Source organism: Streptacidiphilus sp. P02-A3a (genome assembly GCF_014084105.1).
Lineage (GTDB): Bacteria > Actinomycetota > Actinomycetes > Streptomycetales > Streptomycetaceae > Streptacidiphilus.
This window is the reverse complement of record NZ_CP048289.1, coordinates 7,629,458-7,645,854: the sequence shown is the minus strand read 5'-3', so window position 1 is coordinate 7,645,854 and position 16,397 is coordinate 7,629,458. Positions and strand designations below refer to the sequence as shown.

Sequence of the window (16,397 nt, the reverse complement as noted above, 5' to 3'; positions counted from 1 at the left end):
CGAAAGCACCGAAGTCCCCGAAAGAACCCCAACACCGTGGATCTCACCCCCGTCCCAGCCCCCGCCGACCCCGGGTACGACCTCGTCGGCGTCGGCATCGGCCCGTTCAACCTCTCCCTGGCGGCGCTGGCCGACGGCGTGCCGGGGCTGCGCAGCCTGTTCCTGGACGCCAAGCCGGAGTTCAGCTGGCACCCCGGGCTGCTGCTGGACGGCGCGCGGATGCAGGTCCCGTTCCTGGCGGACCTGGTCAGCCTGGTCGAACCCCGCAGCCGCTGGTCCTTCCTGTCCTACCTGCGCGCCCACGACCGGCTGTTCCCCTTCTACTTCAGTGAGCGGACGCACCTCACCCGCCGCGAGTACCAGCACTACTGCCAGTGGGTCTCGCAGGGCCTCGGCAACTGCCGTTTCGGCAGCCTGGTCCGGACCGTGACCTGGGACGGCCGGGCGCGGGTGTTCCGGGTCACGCTCCCGGACGGCCGGACCGTCGCCACCCGCAACCTCGTCCTCGGCGTCGGCACCGAGCCGGTCGTCCCGGCCGCCCTCGCCGAACTGCACCGCGACGGCCCGGTGCACCACGCCGAGGACTACCTGAACGTGCGTCACACGCTAGCCGCCGCCACTGACATCACCGTGCTCGGCTCGGGGCAGTCCGGCGCCGAGGTCTTCCTGGACCTGCTCCGCAACCGGGGGACGGCGCCCGCGCCGCACCTGCGCTGGGTCACCCGGAGCCGGGCCATCGCCCCGATGGAGTACTCCAAGCTGGGCCTGGAGCACTTCACCCCGGACTACACCCGCTACTTCCACGCCCTGCCCGAGGGCGTACGCGACCGGCTGCTGCCCGACCAGTGGCAGCTCTACAAGGCCGCCAGTGCCGAGACCCTCGCCGAGATCCACGAGGCGCTGTACCAGCGCACCCTCGGCGGCGCCCCGGCCGACGTCGAGATCCTGCCCGGAACCGAGGTCCGCGGCGCCCGGGCCGACGCCGACGGCCGGCTCGAACTGCACTGCCACCACCGGCAGACCGGAACCGTCCGCACCCTGCGCACCGGCGCGCTGGTCCTGGCCACCGGCTACGCCGCCCGCCGCCCCGCGCTGCTGGAGCCCCTCGCCGACCTGGTCGACTGGGACGGCCAGGGCCGCTACCGGGTCGACCTGGACCACCGGGTGGGGCTGCGCCCCGATGTCACCGCCGGGCTCTACGTCCAGAACGCCGAACTGCACACGCACGGAGTCGGTACCCCGGACCTCGGCCTCGGCGCGTACCGCGCCGCCACCATCCTGAACGCGGTCGCCGGGCGGGTCGTCCACCCGCTGCCCGCCCGCACCGCCTGGACCAGCTTCGGCCCCGCCAGCGGGCAACCGGCCGCCGCCCCCGGGCCGGAGCTGGTCCCCGGCCGCTGACCAACGCCCCCGACACCACCGCCCCCGACACCACCGCCCGAGCCCGGCGGCCCGTGCCCCGAGTCCGCCCCGCTAGTCTGGGCGTCCATGCGAGCCCTCACCGTCACCGCCGCCCAGGCCGGCTGCGTTCCGCTGGACATCCCCGCCAACGTCGCCACCGCCGCCGAGCTGCTGCGGGCCGCGGCCGACCAGGGGGCGGACCTGGTGGTCCTGCCGGAGCTGTTCCTCACCGGCTACGAGCTGCCCGGCATCGTCGCCGACCCGGCCGCGCACACGCTGGCCCCGACCGACCCCAGGCTGGACCCGCTCGCCGCCGCCTGTGCGCGGACCCGGACCGCCGTCGTGGTCGGCGCGCCCACCCGCGACGCGGACACCGGTGAGCTGCACATCTCCGCCCTGGTGCTGGACCGGGAGGGGCGGTTCGCGGCCCAGTACGACAAGCAGCACGCGACCCCCACCGAGCGGGCCACCGGTTTCGCGCCCGGCAGCCGGGGCTGCACCGTGGTCCTGGACGGCTGGCGGCTCGGCCTCGGCATCTGCTGGGACCTGGGCTTCCCCGAGCACTCCCGGGCCGCCGCGCTGGACGGCTGCGACGCCTACCTGGTCGGTGCGATGCTCGGCCAGGGCGGCGGGGCCCGGCAACGGGCCGCGGTCCTTCCGGCGCGGGCGTTCGACAACACCAACTACGCGGTGCTGGCGAACCACAGCGGTCCGTCGGGCCCCTACCAGGGCTGTGGCGGCAGCGCCGTCTGGGGACCGGACGGCGTCCTGCTCGCGGACGCCGGTACCGCGGACCCGGGCCTGGCCACGGTGCGGCTCGACCCGGCGGCGCTGGCGGCCGCCCGCGAGCGGGAACCGGTGCTGGTCGATCCGTCGCTGACCGCCCCCCGGCGTGCGCGCGCCGGTCACACGCTCGGCTGACTCCGCGTTGTCAGTGGCTCCGTCTACCCTGGGCAGGCCATGACTACTCTGCCTTCTCGGGGGATCGCCCCCGAATCCCCAGACGCAGGCCCCGGTGAGGGCGACCCGGACGACTCCTCGGGGCCGGGGGCGCAGCCCTCGTCGTCCTCCCGCCTGCGGGAACTACTGCATGCCGCGGTGACCGCCGTGGGCGGTACGGAACGGCCCGGGCAGGTCGCCATGGCCGAGGCCGTCGCCGCCGCCGTGGAGTCCGGCGAGCAACTGCTCGTCCAGGCCGGGACCGGCACCGGGAAGTCCCTCGCCTACCTGGTCCCGGCGCTGGCCCACGGCGACCGGGTGGTCGTCGCCACGGCCACGCTGGCGCTGCAACGGCAGCTGGTGGAGCGGGACCTGCCGCGCACCGTGGACGCCCTGCAACCGCTGCTGCGCCGCCGCCCGCAGTTCGCCATGCTCAAGGGCCGCTCCAACTACCTGTGCCTGCACCGGGTCCACGAGGGCGCGCCGAGCGACGAGGGCGAGGGCCTGTTCGATCCGGCCGAGGCGCTCGGCGGCCCGAGCAGCAAGCTCGGCAAGGACATCCTGCGGCTGCGGGACTGGGCCGACGAGACCGAGTCCGGTGACCGCGACGACATGTCGCCGGGCGTCTCCGACCGCGCCTGGGCGCAGATGTCGGTCAGCTCCCGGGAGTGCCTGGGCGCGACCAAGTGCCCGTACGGCGGCGAGTGCTTCGCCGAGGCGGCCCGCGAGCGCGCCAAGCTGGCCGACGTGGTGGTCACCAACCACGCGCTGCTGGCGATCGACGCGCTGGAGGGCGCGCCGGTACTGCCCGAGCACGAGCTGCTGATCGTGGACGAGGCGCACGAGCTGGTCTCCCGGGTCACCGGCATCGCCACCGCCGAACTCACCACCGGGGCGGTCAACCGGGCGGTCAAGCGGGCCGCCAAGCTGGCCAACGAGAAGGCGGTGGACGCGCTCCAGGCGGCGGCGGAGAACTACCACGGGCTGATGGAGATCGCTCAGCCCGCTCGGCTGGAGGAGCTGCCGGAGAACATCGGCTACGCCGTCGCCGCCATCCGCGAGGCCTGCCGCTCGGTGATCACCTCGCTCGGCGAGATCCGGGACAAGGGCGTCACCGACGAGGACGCGGTCCGCAAGCAGGCCCGGGCCTCGGTGGAGAGCATCCACGACACGGCGGACCGGATGCTGGAGGGCTCCGAGTACGACGTGCTGTGGATCGAGGACCGGGACCGCTTCGGCCCCGGCGCCGCCTCGCTGCGGGTCGCCCCGCTCAGCGTCTCCGGGCTGCTGCGGGAGAGCCTGTACAAGGAGCGCTCGGTGGTGCTCACCTCGGCCACCCTCAAGCTGGGCGGCGACTTCACCGGGGTCGCGCTCTCCCTGGGCCTCGGCCCGGACGGCCGCCGGGCCGACGACCGCGCGCAGGAGCCGGCCCCGGCCGCCGTGCCCGCGGACGTCCCGCAGTGGCGCGCCATGGACGTCGGCTCGCCGTTCGACTACCCGCGGCAGGGCATCCTCTACGTCGCCAAGCACCTGCCCCCGCCCGGCCGCGAGCCCGACCGTCCGGCGATGCTGGACGAGCTCGCCGAGCTGATCCAGGCGGCGGGCGGGCGCACGCTGGGGCTGTTCTCCTCGATGCGGGCCGCGCAGACGGCGGCCGAGGCGCTGCGCGACCGGGTCCCCGGGGAGATCCTGCTCCAGGGCGAGGACACCCTGGGTGAACTGATCCGCGCCTTCTCCACCAGCGCCGACAGCTGCCTGTTCGGGACGCTGTCGCTGTGGCAGGGCGTGGACGTCCCCGGTTCCGCCTGCCAGCTGGTGGTCATGGACCGGATTCCGTTCCCGCGCCCGGACGACCCGCTGATGAGCGCCCGGCAACGGGACGTCGAGCAGCACGGCGGCAACGGCTTCATGGCCGTCGCGGCCACCCACGCGGCGCTGCTGATGGCCCAGGGCGCGGGGCGGCTGATCCGGGCGGCCGACGACCGGGGGGTGGTCGCGGTGCTGGACTCCCGCCTCGCCACCGCCCGCTACGGCGGCTTCTTCCGCTCGTCCATGCCGGACTTCTGGTTCACCACCGACCGCAACCAGGTGCGCCGCTCGCTGGCGGCGATCGACGCCTCGGCGCCGCCGCCCCGGGTCCGCTGAAGCCGGGTGAGGGCGCCGACCACGACGGGTCGGCGCCCTCACTGTCACCCGGGCCGAAGAACCGGTCGGCGGCCGCTCCGCCTCAGAGGCGGCGCAGCACGGCGACGACCTTGCCCAGGATCGTCGCGTTGTCGCCGGGGATCGGCTGGTAGGCCGCGTTGTGCGGCATCAGCCAGATGTGGCCGTCCTCGCGCTTGAGGCGCTTCACCGTGGCCTCGCCGTCGATCATCGCGGCGACGATGTCGCCGTTCTCGGCGACCGGCTGGCGGCGGACGGTGACCCAGTCGCCGTCGCAGATGGCGGCCTCGACCATGGAGTCACCGGTGACTTTGAGCACGAACAGCTCGCCGTCGCCGACCAGCTGGCGCGGGAGCGGGAAGACGTCCTCGACCGACTGTTCGGCGAGGATCGGCCCGCCGGCCGCGATTCGGCCGATGAGCGGGACATAGGAGGTCGCCGGGCGGCCGGTGGTGCTCTCCGGCACCGGGCGGACGACGTCCATTCCGCGTACCTCGTAGGCGCGCGGCCGGTGCGGGTCGCGGCGGAGGAATCCCTTGCGTTCGAGGGCCATCAGCTGATGGGCCACCGAGGAGGTGCTGGAGAGGCCGACGGCCTGGCCGATCTCCCGCATGCTCGGCGGATATCCGCGCCGCTGCACGGAATCGCGGATCACCTCGATGACGCGGCGCTGGCGTTCGGTCAGTCCGGCTTCGTCGGTGCGGATTCCCGGTGGCCGCCCGGCCAGGGAACGGGCCGGGGTCTCGTCGGAGAGGGATTCCAGTGCGGGGTTTTCAACAGTGCTCAACGAAAGTCCCGAGGAGTGCGGAGCGGAGGCGCCCGAGACCTGCCCCGGGACCAGCCCGGCTGCGGAATTCCGGAGGTCTTCCCGGCTGCCATGGTGGGTGCTGTAGTGCGGACCGTTCTGGGAGCGTTCCTGCACCGGGACGGTGCTACTTTCTGCGCTGGTCACGGCGGCCCCTCTCGATGGACGTTCTCCCTTGAATAGGCCAACGGTAGGTCCTATCGAAAGGTTGCGCCAAACACACGTTCGAGTGAATTATTGCCTGATTGCCTGAAGTGATCAAGGTTGCAGGTGTACGGCCACATCTGTCGTGCGCTCGTTTGTTCGATTGACAGCGTCTCACGAAACCCCGGGAGACGGACCAGGATGCGCGATTTGTTCCACTCGCGGACTCCCGCCGCACCCGTCCCGGCCATCCGGGTGAGCTGTGCGCCGCCCCTTCCCGGCTGACCTGCGATGATCGCGCCGCGTGAGTCGCAGGCTACGACACGCGGTCGGCAAAGCGTGTCGCGCGCACCAGATCTAGTGGTTTGATTGCTCCCGGACGCCCACAGGTTGTGGTCCCCCGGGGAGGAACCCCCGTGGGACATCGCCTAGACTTGGCTCTGCTCCGAAGCCGTCCGCGGCTTCCCGGAGCCAGGACGGAGCCTGCGCGGCGATCCGTGGGACCACCGCAGCAGCACCAGACCCGGCCCGTCCGGACGGCCGACCAAGAGGGGAACGAACCATGCACTGTCCCTTCTGTCGCCACTCCGACAGCCGGGTCGTCGACTCGCGCACCACCGACGACGGCACCGCCATTCGCCGCCGCCGTCAGTGCCCCGACTGCAACCGCCGCTTCACCACGGTCGAGACGGCCGCGCTGATGGTGGTCAAGCGCAGCGGAGTGACCGAGCCGTTCAGTCGGGAGAAGGTGATCAGCGGGGTGCGCAAGGCGTGCCAGGGCCGCCCGGTCACCGAGGACGCGCTGGCCCAGCTCGGGCAGCGCACCGAGGAGACGCTGCGGGCCACCGGCAGCGCCGAGCTGTCCACCCACGACGTGGGCCTGGCCATACTCGGCCCCCTCAAGGATCTGGACGTGGTGGCCTACCTGCGGTTCGCCTCGGTCTACCGGGCCTACGAGTCGCTGGAGGACTTCGAGGCCGCGATCGCGGAACTCAGGGCCGAACGGCCGCCGACGGCGGAACCGGGCACCGCGGTGCCCGCGCCCGCCCCGGCGTCCCAGTAGCCCGGCGCGGTAGCCCGGCGCGGCGGCGCGCCCACAGACCATCACGACCCTCAAGCAGGACGTACGGCGGACACCCTTCCCGGGCATCCGCCTGCGCGGAACCAAGAGAAGTGCGGACACGACGGGCGACCCCGGGAAGCAGCGGGGCGCTCAGGGCGTTTGCCCAGGAGGAGGCGGCAATGACGGACACCACCAGCGGGACCCGTGCGGGCAAGGGGAGTGCGGCCAAGGCCGGCAAGGCCGGAGCCAAGGCGGGCAGCGCCGGACCCGGTTCCGGCCTCCGGATCGAACGGATCTACACGACCCCCGGGGTGCACCCCTACGACGAGGTGACCTGGGAGCGCCGCGACGTCGTGATGACCAACTGGCGCGACGGCTCGGTCAACTTCGACCAGCGCGGCGTCGAGTTCCCCGACTTCTGGTCGGTCAACGCCACCAACATCGTCACCAGCAAGTACTTCCGCGGCGCGCTCGGTACCCCGCAGCGCGAGTGGAGCCTCAAGCAGATCATCGACCGGGTGGTGCTGACCTACCGCGCCGCCGGTGAGAAGAACGGCTACTTCGCCTCCCCGGCCGACGCCGAGATCTTCGAGCACGAGCTGACCCACGCCCTCCTCCACCAGGTGTTCAGCTTCAACTCGCCGGTCTGGTTCAACGTCGGCACCCAGCAGCCGCAGCAGGTCAGCGCCTGTTTCATCCTGGCCGTGGACGACTCCATGGACTCGATCCTGGACTGGTACAAGGAAGAGGGGATGATCTTCAAGGGCGGCTCCGGAGCCGGCCTGAACCTCTCCCGGATCCGTTCCTCCAAGGAGCTGCTGACCTCCGGCGGCAACGCCTCGGGACCGGTCTCCTTCATGCGCGGCGCGGACGCCTCCGCCGGAACGATCAAGTCGGGCGGCGCCACCCGCCGCGCCGCCAAGATGGTCGTGCTGGACGTGGACCACCCCGACATCGAGGCCTTCATCGAGACCAAGGTCAAGGAGGAGGAGAAGATCCGCGCCCTGCGTGACGCGGGCTTCGACATGGACCTCGGCGGGGACGACATCACCTCCGTCCAGTACCAGAACGCCAACAACTCGGTCCGGGTCTCCGACGAGTTCATGCAGGCGGTCGAGGACGGCTCCGAGTTCGGCCTGCGCGCCCGGCTGACCGGCGAGGTCATCGAGACCGTCGACGCCAAGGGCCTGTTCCGGAAGATGGCCGAGGCCGCCTGGGCCTGCGCCGACCCCGGCATCCAGTACGACTCCACCATCAACCACTGGCACACCTGCCCGGAGTCCGGCCGGATCAACGCGTCCAACCCCTGCTCCGAGTACATGCACCTGGACAACTCCAGCTGCAACCTGGCCTCGCTCAACCTGATGAAGTTCCTCCGCGACGACGACACCTTCGACGCCGACAACTTCGCCAAGGTGGTCGAGCTGGTGATCACCGCGATGGACATCTCCATCTGCTTCGCCGACTTCCCGACCGAGAAGATCGGCGAGACCACCCGCGCCTACCGCCAGCTCGGCATCGGCTACGCCAACCTCGGCGCGCTGCTGATGGCGACCGGCCACGCCTACGACTCGGCCGGCGGCCGGGCCCTGGCCGGGGCGATCACCTCGCTGATGACCGGCACCGCCTACCGGCGCGGCGCCGAGCTGGCCGGGATCGTCGGCGCGTACGACGGCTACGCCCGCAACGCCGAGCCGCACCAGCTGGTCATGCGCCAGCACGCGGACGCCAACGCGGTCGCCGAGCAGGGCGACGAGCTGGACAAGCCGATCTGGGCCGCGGCCACCGAGACCTGGCAGGACGTGCTGCGGCTGGGCGCGAAGAACGGTTTCCGCAACGCCCAGGCCAGCGTGCTCGCGCCGACCGGCACCATCGGCCTGATGATGGACTGCGACACCACCGGCGTCGAGCCCGACCTGGCCCTGGTCAAGTTCAAGAAGCTGGTCGGCGGCGGCTCCATGCAGATCGTCAACGGCACCGTGCCGCGGGCGCTGCGACGGCTCGGCTACCAGCCGGAGCAGGTCGAGGCGGTCGTCGCCCACATCGCCGACCGCGGCGTCGTGGTGGACGCACCCGGGCTGCGCCCGGAGCACTACGAGATCTTCGACTGCGCCATGGGCGAGCGGGTCATCTCGGCCATGGGACACGTCCGGATGATGGCCGCGATCCAGCCGTGGATCTCCGGCGCCATCTCCAAGACCGTGAACATGCCGGAGACCGCCTCCGTCGACGAGGTCGAGGAGATCTACTTCGAGGCGTGGAAGCTGGGCGTCAAGGCGCTCGCGATCTACCGCGACAACTGCAAGGTCGGCCAGCCGCTCTCGGCCAAGTCCAAGAACGACGGCAAGGCGGAGGCCAAGCCCGCGGCCGAGCCCGCCGCCGCGGCCAAGGTCGTCGAGTACCGGCCGGTCCGCCGCCGGCTGCCCAAGGGCCGTCCCGGCATCACCACCTCGTTCACGGTGGGCGGCGCCGAGGGCTACATGACGGCCAACTCCTACCCGGACGACGGCCTCGGCGAGGTCTTCCTGAAGATGTCCAAGCAGGGCTCGACCCTGGCGGGCATGATGGACGCCTTCTCCATCGCGGTCTCGGTCGGCCTCCAGTACGGCGTGCCGCTGGAGACCTACATCTCCAAGTTCACCAACATGCGCTTCGAGCCGGCCGGTCTGACCGACGACCCGGACGTGCGGATGGCCCAGTCGATCGTCGACTACATCTTCCGCCGCCTGGCGCTGGACTTCCTGCCGTTCGAGACCCGCTCCGCGCTCGGCATCCACTCCGTCGAGGAGCGCCAGCGACACCTGGAGACCGGCTCCTACGAGCCGACCGAGGCGGACGAGGTGGACACCGAGTCGCTGGCCCAGTCCGCTCCCAGGACCGCCCCGGTGCCCGCCCCGGCCCCGGTCGTGATCCAGACCTCCCCGGTGCACGCGCCGCACAACTCCACCGAGCTGCTGGAGATCCAGCAGGGCGTCAACTCCGACGCCCCGCTCTGCTTCTCCTGCGGCACCAAGATGCGCCGCGCGGGCAGCTGCTACCTCTGCGAGGGCTGCGGCTCGACCAGCGGTTGCAGCTGAGCCGGTGACGCGTGTGTCCCCCTGGAGCGGCGCGCTCCAGGGGGACACACCCGTCCGCGGGCCGGTTCAGCTCCGGGGGGCTTCCGGGGTGAGCCGCGGCTCGGCGGTCGCGGCGCGGACGGCCACCGGGTCGGCCGCGGCCCTGCGGCCCGGGAGCAGCGCCACCGCCAGGGTGGCGGCGACCAGCAGGCCGGTGTCGACGGTGAAGGCCAGCCGGTAGCCGCCGGTGAGGGCGGCGGCCGGGCTGTGGCCGCCGCGGGCCAGGCTGCCGCTGCGGTCGGCCGCGATGATGGTGGTGACCGCCACCCCGAGCGCCGCGCCGAGCTGCTGGGTGGTGTTGAACAGTCCGGAGACCAGCCCGGAGTCGGCGGGGGTGGCGTCCGACATGCCGACGGTGGTGACCGCGGTGATCGCCAGGCCGAAGCCGCCCGCGAGCAGGGTGACCGGGAGCACGTCCGGCAGGTAGTGGCCGTGCACCGGGGCGCGGGTCAGCCAGGCCAGCCCCAGGACCAGCATCAGCAGCCCGGCGGCGAGCACCGCGCGCTCGCCGAAGCGGGTGTTCAGCCGGGCGGACAGGCCGAGCGAGAAGGCCGCGATCGACAGCGCCGAGGGCGCCATCGCCAGGCCGGTGGCGGCCGGGCCGAAGCCGAGGACGTGTTGCAGGTACTGGGCGATCAGGATCTGGAAGCTGAACAGCGCGGCCACCATCAGCCCCTGCACCAGGTTGGCGCCGGCCACCTTGCGTGAGCGCAGGATCCGCGGCGGCAGCAGCGGATCGGCGGCGGTGGCCTGGCGTACCGCGAAGCCGACCAGCAGCAGCGCGGCCGGCCAGGCGTCGCGGCCGTGCTCGACGATGGCGTAGACGCCCAGCGTGAGTCCCGAGGTGACCAGCAGCGCGCCGGGCACGTCGGCCCCCCGGCGCAGTCCGAGACCGGGCCGCGAGTCGAGCAGCCGGACCGCGGGGATCCCGGTGGCGATGCCGATCGGCACGTTGATGAAGAAGATCCAGTGCCAGTTCAGCTCCTGGGTGAGCAGTCCGCCCAGGACCAGCCCGAGCGAGGCCCCGGCCGATCCGACGAAGCTGTAGACGGCGAAGGCCCGGCGCAGGTCCCGGGGCTCGGTGAACAGGTTGACGATCATGCCGAGGCTGACCGAGGCGGTGAGCGCGCCGCCGACGCCCTGCAGCAGCCGTCCGCCGATCAGCAGCGCGGGCGTGTCGGCCAGGCCGCAGAGCAGTGAGGCGGTGGTGAACAGGGCGAGCCCGGCGAGCAGCACCCGCTTGGGCCCGAGCAGGTCGCCGAGGCGTCCGGCGAGCAGCAGCATCCCGCCGAAGGCGATCAGGTAGGCGTTCATCACCCAGGCCAGTCCGCCGGAGGACAGACCGAGGTCGGTCTGGATCCGGGGGAGGGCGACGGTGACGATGGTGCCGTCGAGGATGATCATCAGAGTCCCGGCGCAGAGGACGGCGAGAGCCGCCCAACGGGTGCGGTCCGGGGTGGTGGGTGCGGGCGTCATCGCTGGTCTCCCTTGGGGAACTTCTTGTTACTGAGACCATCTTGTGTGACCATCGAAGACGCCGTAAGGAGGCACTTTGATGTCCCAGGGGAACACCGGGGTAACCGTGGAGGGCGTGCTCGCCGAGGCCTGCCCGATGGTGGAGGTGCTGGCCCGGGTGGCCGGGAAGTGGAGCGTCTCGATCCTGCTGGCGGCGTCCCGGGGGCCGATCCGCTTCACCGAGCTGGAGCGGATCATCCCCGGCATCAGCCGCCGGATGCTCACGCTCAACCTGCGCAACCTGGAGCGCGACGGCCTGCTGGTGCGCACCGTCTATCCGACCGTCCCGCCGAAGGTCGAGTACACCGCCACGCCGATGGCCCTGGAGCTGCGCGGCACCCTGGACGAGCTGACGGCCTGGGCGGAGCGCCACCGGACGGCCGTGCACGAGGCCCGGGTGGCGTACGACGCGGGGTCGGACTGACCCGGGGCCGGACTCGTTGCGGGCCGCGGCAGCCCGTCGGCTACGGTGGCCCGCATGGCACGTCCACAACGTATTGTCCTGGTCAGGCACGGCGAGTCCGAGGGGAACGTCGATGAGACGATCTACGAGCGGGTCCCCGACCACGCCCTGGAGCTGACCCGGCGGGGCCGCAAGCAGGCCGTCGCGACCGGTGAGGAACTGCGCGCGGTACTCGGCGACGAGCCGGTCCAGGTGTACGTCTCGCCGTACCTGCGGACCCGGCAGACCTTCGACCTGCTGGCGCTGGACCCGGAGCGGCTGCGGGTGATGGAGGAGCCGCGGCTGCGCGAGCAGGACTGGGGGAACCTCCAGGACGTCGAGGACATCCACCGCCAGCGCCGGGCCCGGGCCGCCTACGGGCACTTCTTCTACCGGTTCACCCAGGGCGAGTCCGGGGCCGACGTGTACGACCGGGTCGGGGCGTTCTTCGAGACGCTGCACCGGAACTTCGATAACCCCGACTATCCGCCGAACGTGGTGCTGGTCACCCACGGGCTGATGATGCGGCTGTTCTGCATGCGCTGGTTCCACTGGAGCGTGGACGAGTTCGAGGCCCTGTGCAATCCGGGGAACGGCGAGTCCAGGACGCTGATACTCGGGGCGGACGACAAGTACACCCTGGACCGGCCGTTCGAGCGCTGGGCCCGCGACTGCTGAGCCGCCGCCCGGCGAGTCGCCTCAGCGGGCGGGCACGGCCTGCGGCAGGGCGCCGCGCAGCACGGCGGTCAGCTCCGCGTCGGCGTCCAGCAGCGGCAGCCGCACCGGCCCCGCGGGCAGGCCCAGGTGCCGCAGCAGCGCCTTGGCGGTGACGGTACCGGGGTGGGTGGTCATCATCGCCTCGATCAGCGGCAGCAGCAGCCGGTGCAGCCGCAGCGCCTCGGCATGGTCGCCCCGGTCGTGGGCGTCCAGCAGGGCCCGGGTCTCCCGGGGCGCGACGTTGGCGACGGTGCTGACCGCGCCGACCGCCCCCACCGCGTACAGCGGCAGGTTCAGCTCGTCCGCGCCGGAGTAGTAGCGCAGGCCGGTCCCGGCCATCACCTGGGCGCTGCCGAGCAGGTCGTAGGAGGCGTCCTTGACGGCGCTGATCCGGGGGTGCTCGGCGAGCCGGAACAGGCTGTCGCGGCTGAGCGCGGTGCCGGTGCGGGCGGGGATGTCGTAGAGCATCACCGGCAGCCCGGTCGCGTCGGCGACCGCCGTCAGGTGGCTGACCACGCCCTGCTGGGTCGGCCTGCTGTAGTAGGGCGTCACCACCAGCAGGCCGTGCGCCCCGGCCCGCTCGGCGGTCCGGGCCAGCTCCGCCGAGTGGCGGGTGTCGCTGGTGCCGACGCCGGTGGTGACGGCGGCGCGGTCGCCGACGGCGTCCAGGACGGCCCGCAGCAGGGTCTCCTTCTCGGCGTCGGTGGTGGTCGGCGCCTCGCCGGTGGTGGCGTTCAGGACCAGGCCGTCGCAGCCGCTGTCGACCAGATGGGTGGCCAGGACCTGCGCCCCGGCGGTGTCGAGGCCGCCGTCGGGGTGGAAGGGGGTGGCCATGGCGGTGACGACGCGTCCGAAGGGGAGATGCATGCTCGTCCGTTCCTGGAGGCTCGTTGGCTGGGCGCCCGGTGGCCGGGTGCCCGAGGTCGGGGGCTCGATCGAGCATGCCCCGGGCGGATCCGCAGGACCAACGCATTTCCGTTGCCGGGCCGGTTGTCAGACCCTCGCGCGACGATGGGGTCATGAGTACCTGGAGTGAGACCGAAGCGGTCGCGCCGGAGCTCGCCGCCGCGGTGCGCGGTCGGTTCGAGGCGCACGGAATGGGCCTGATGGCCACCCTGCGGCGGGACGGCTCGCCGCGGATCAGCGGGATCGAGCCGCTGTTCGCCCTCGGCGAGCTGTGGCTGGGGCTGATGCCCGACTCGCTCAAGGGCGCGGATCTGCGCCGAGATCCCAGGCTGGCGCTGCACAGCGCCACCGAGGACAAGGACGTGAAGGAGGGCGACGCGAAGATCTCCGGGCGGGCGGTGGAGGTGCTCACCGAGGGCGGCCGCCAGGACTACCTGGACGCGCTGAGCGCGGCCACCGGCTTCGAGCCGGACGACTGCCAGGTGTTCCGGGTGGACGTCACCGGGCTCTCGCTCGTCCAGCCGGTGGACGACCACCTCGACGTGCACTCCTGGCGGGAGGGGGGTGAGGTCAGGCTGGTCCAGCGGAGCTGAGCCGCGCGGGTGGCCGGACGGTGCGGAGCGGCGTCGCGGCGTCGGGGGGTCAGCCGGTCGGCGGTGGCGGGTCCTGGCGGGCGGAGGCCGGTCCGGTCGCCGCGGCCCGCCGTGGCCGGATCACGAAGATCGCGAGCAGCGCCGCCACCACCGCGAAGGCCAGGCCCATCTCGAACGCGCTGGCGATGCCGTGCGCGAGCACCTGGGCGGCGTACGGCGCGGGCAACTGGCCGGTGCGTCTGAAGGCGGCGGCCTGCGGTGCGGTGGCGTGCGCCAGGAACTGGGTGGTCTGCTGCTTGGCCTCGTTCCGGCTCGCCGTGCCGTAGACGGTGACCAGGATCGAGAGCCCCAGCGAACCGCCCACCTGCTGCATGGTGTTCAGCAGCCCGGAGGCCGATCCGCTCTCGTGCGCGGCGACCCCGGAGACCGCCGTGAGCAGGATCGGCACGAAGATGCTGCCCATGCCGAAGCCGAACATCACGGTGGGGCCGAGCACCCCGCCGAGATAGCTGGTGTGGACGTCGATCAGGGTCAGCCAGGCCACGGCCCCGGTCACCAGCAGCGAACCGGTGACCATGAACGGCTTCGGTCCGATCCGGATCTGCAGCCGGGCCGAGATCTGGGCGGCGACGATGATCGCGGCGCTGATCGGCAGGAAGGCGACGCCCGCCCGCAGCGGGCTGAAGCCGAGGATGTCCTGGACGAACAGGGTGATGAAGAAGAAGATCCCGAACAGCGCGGCGGCCAGGCACAGCATCATGCCGTAACTGCCCGAGCGGTTCCGGCTGCGGAACATGTGCAGCGGCGTGATCGGCTGCACCGAGCGCGACTCGATCCGCAGGAAGGCGCCGAGCAGCAGTACGGCCAGCGCGAAGGCGCCCAGCGTCCAGTCGTCGGTCCAACTGGACTCGGACGCCCGGATGAAGGCGTACACCAGCGAGACCATGCCGCCGGTGCCGGTGATCGCGCCGGGCAGGTCGAAATGGCCGGGGCTGCGTTCGGAGTCGTTGATGTAGAGCGGTGCCAGCAGCGCGATGCCGATGCCGATGGGCACGTTGACGAACAGCACCCAGCGCCAGGACAGCCAGGAGGTGAGCATGCCGCCGGCCAGCAGTCCGATCGCGCCGCCCGCGCCGGCCACTGACGAGAAGACGCCGAACGCCCGGTTGCGCGCCGGGCCCTCGGGGAAGTTGGTGGTGATCAGGGCGAGCGCGGTGGGGGAGGCGACGGCCGCGCCGATGCCCTGCAGGGCGCGCGCCCCGAGCAGCATCCAGGAGGCCGTGGCCAGGCCGCCGAGCAGCGAGGCGAGACAGAACAGCAGCACCCCGCAGATCAGCGTGGAGCGTCGGCCCATGATGTCGCCGATCCGGCCGCCGAGCAGCAGCAGGCCGCCGAAGGTGAGCGCGTAGGCGTTGATCACCCAGGAGAGGTTGGTGGTCGACAGCCGCAGCGCGGTGGCGATGTGCGGCAGCGCGATGTTCACGATGGTGACGTCGAGCACCACCATCAGCTGCGTGGTGGCGATCACGGTCAGCGCGATGGCCGGGTGCTGGCCCCGGCGTGCCCTGGCCGGGGCGGGTCTGTCGACGATTGCGGATCTGGCCACGGCGATCCCCAGGGGATGGGAGCTGAGCAGGGCTCTTCGCTCACCCACAAGCCTACGCGGCCGGTCGGATCCGGACCCGTTGAGCGTCGGCCACCGCCGGGCCCCCGGGCCGGTCCCGGTAGCCGGGAACGGGCCGGACCGTGTCCCGCGTACCCTTGACGGCATGCCGATCACGCCCCCCAGCCACCGCGTCGAACGCGCGCTCCGCAAGGCCGGAGCCGAGGTGGTCGCCGGAGTGGACGAGGTCGGCCGGGGCGCCTGGGCCGGTCCGGTCACCGTGTGCGCCGCCGTCACCGGGCTGCGTCGGGCCCCGGAGGGGCTGACCGACTCCAAGCTGCTCTCGCCGCGCCGCCGCACCGAGCTGGCCCCGCTCCTTGAGGGCTGGACCACGGCCTACGCCCTCGGTCACGCCTCGCCGCTGGAGTGCGACGAGCTCGGGATGACGGCGGCGCTGCGGGTCGCCGCGGTGCGCGCGCTGGAGGCGCTGCCGGTGCGCCCGGACGCGGTGATCCTCGACGGCAAGCACGACTACCTCGGCGGTCCGTGGCAGGTGCGTACCGTGATCAAGGGCGACCAGTCCTGTGTCTGCGTCGCCGCCGCCTCGGTGATCGCCAAGGTCCGGCGGGACGCGATGATGGCCGAACTCGGCGCGGGCCATCCGGCGTTCGCCTTCGAGGCGAACGCCGGATACCCCTCCCCGGTGCACCGCGAGGCGCTGGAGCGGCTCGGGCCGACGCCGCACCACCGGCTGTCCTGGGCCTACCTGGACGACCTCCCGGCCTGGCGGCACCTGAAGACCAGCCGCGGCGCGGACGGCTCCGAGCAGCTGTCGCTGGGATTCTGACGGCCCGTCCGAACAGGCCCGGGGAGCGCTTCGGGCACGCTCCGTTCGCGGTCCGTTCCCCAGTCGTTAGCGCTCCCGTAGCGGGCCTTCCCGCAGGCCAGGCCAACGTACCGGCCGCCCCCCTACCGGCCGTTCCACAGCAG

The 16,397-nt window shown here is 72.3% G+C and carries 13 protein-coding genes; 9 read left to right on the top strand and 4 right to left on the bottom strand.

The window, feature by feature from the left end; all coding sequences use genetic code 11:
- The first annotated feature begins 36 nt into the window (after positions 1-36).
- From GXP74_RS32160 to GXP74_RS32150, 3 genes are all read left to right on the top strand, one after another.
- Positions 37-1,401 carry a lysine N(6)-hydroxylase/L-ornithine N(5)-oxygenase family protein gene (locus GXP74_RS32160; protein ID WP_182454784.1) on the top strand — a complete coding sequence of 455 codons (1,365 nt, stop codon included), beginning with the start codon at positions 37-39 and terminating at the stop codon, positions 1,399-1,401.
- 87 nt (positions 1,402-1,488) lie between these two features.
- Complete coding sequence (locus GXP74_RS32155; protein WP_182454783.1) at positions 1,489-2,322, top strand: carbon-nitrogen hydrolase family protein; 834 nt, start codon at positions 1,489-1,491, stop codon at positions 2,320-2,322.
- Between the two features lie 186 nt (positions 2,323-2,508).
- The gene (locus GXP74_RS32150; protein WP_370468484.1) at positions 2,509-4,485 is read left to right on the top strand and encodes an ATP-dependent DNA helicase; all 1,977 of its coding nucleotides are present in this window, start codon (positions 2,509-2,511) and stop codon (positions 4,483-4,485) included.
- A gap of 82 nt (positions 4,486-4,567) precedes the next feature.
- Here the strand turns inward: GXP74_RS32150 and lexA are convergent, their stop codons facing one another.
- Positions 4,568-5,290: a transcriptional repressor LexA gene (gene lexA, locus GXP74_RS32145; protein WP_225448352.1), complete on the bottom strand. Its 723-nt coding sequence runs from the start codon at positions 5,288-5,290 to the stop codon at positions 4,568-4,570.
- A 724-nt stretch (positions 5,291-6,014) separates the two neighbouring features.
- Between lexA and nrdR the strand changes: the two genes are divergently transcribed.
- Together nrdR and GXP74_RS32135 are read left to right on the top strand one after the other, a co-directional pair.
- The gene (gene nrdR, locus GXP74_RS32140) at positions 6,015-6,515 is read left to right on the top strand and encodes a transcriptional regulator NrdR (protein WP_182454780.1); all 501 of its coding nucleotides are present in this window, start codon (positions 6,015-6,017) and stop codon (positions 6,513-6,515) included.
- 179 nt (positions 6,516-6,694) lie between these two features.
- Entirely contained in the window at positions 6,695-9,592 is a 2,898-nt protein-coding gene (locus GXP74_RS32135) for a vitamin B12-dependent ribonucleotide reductase (RefSeq protein ID WP_182454779.1), read from the top strand.
- 66 nt (positions 9,593-9,658) lie between these two features.
- Here GXP74_RS32135 and GXP74_RS32130 read toward each other — a convergent pair whose 3' ends face one another.
- Complete coding sequence (locus tag GXP74_RS32130; RefSeq protein ID WP_182454778.1) at positions 9,659-11,107, bottom strand: MFS transporter; 1,449 nt, start codon at positions 11,105-11,107, stop codon at positions 9,659-9,661.
- Positions 11,108-11,186: 79 nt separating this feature from the next.
- Here GXP74_RS32130 and GXP74_RS32125 point away from each other — a divergent pair, with 79 nt between their 5' ends.
- The gene (locus GXP74_RS32125) at positions 11,187-11,570 is read left to right on the top strand and encodes a helix-turn-helix domain-containing protein (RefSeq protein ID WP_182454777.1); all 384 of its coding nucleotides are present in this window, start codon (positions 11,187-11,189) and stop codon (positions 11,568-11,570) included.
- A gap of 54 nt (positions 11,571-11,624) precedes the next feature.
- The gene (locus tag GXP74_RS32120; protein ID WP_182454776.1) at positions 11,625-12,266 is read left to right on the top strand and encodes a histidine phosphatase family protein; all 642 of its coding nucleotides are present in this window, start codon (positions 11,625-11,627) and stop codon (positions 12,264-12,266) included.
- 21 nt (positions 12,267-12,287) lie between these two features.
- Here GXP74_RS32120 and dapA read toward each other — a convergent pair whose 3' ends face one another.
- Positions 12,288-13,172, bottom strand: coding sequence for a 4-hydroxy-tetrahydrodipicolinate synthase (gene dapA, locus GXP74_RS32115; RefSeq protein ID WP_182454775.1), 885 nt, complete (start codon positions 13,170-13,172; stop codon positions 12,288-12,290).
- Between the two features lie 152 nt (positions 13,173-13,324).
- Between dapA and GXP74_RS32110 the strand changes: the two genes are divergently transcribed.
- Complete coding sequence (locus GXP74_RS32110) at positions 13,325-13,804, top strand: pyridoxamine 5'-phosphate oxidase family protein (RefSeq protein ID WP_182454774.1); 480 nt, start codon at positions 13,325-13,327, stop codon at positions 13,802-13,804.
- A 49-nt stretch (positions 13,805-13,853) separates the two neighbouring features.
- Here GXP74_RS32110 and GXP74_RS32105 read toward each other — a convergent pair whose 3' ends face one another.
- Complete coding sequence (locus tag GXP74_RS32105) at positions 13,854-15,410, bottom strand: MFS transporter (RefSeq protein ID WP_370468483.1); 1,557 nt, start codon at positions 15,408-15,410, stop codon at positions 13,854-13,856.
- Positions 15,411-15,573: 163 nt separating this feature from the next.
- Here GXP74_RS32105 and GXP74_RS32100 point away from each other — a divergent pair, with 163 nt between their 5' ends.
- Positions 15,574-16,254 (top strand): ribonuclease HII, encoded by a 681-nt coding sequence (locus tag GXP74_RS32100; protein ID WP_182454773.1) that lies wholly within the window; start codon positions 15,574-15,576, stop codon positions 16,252-16,254.
- Positions 16,255-16,397: the final 143 nt, after the last annotated feature.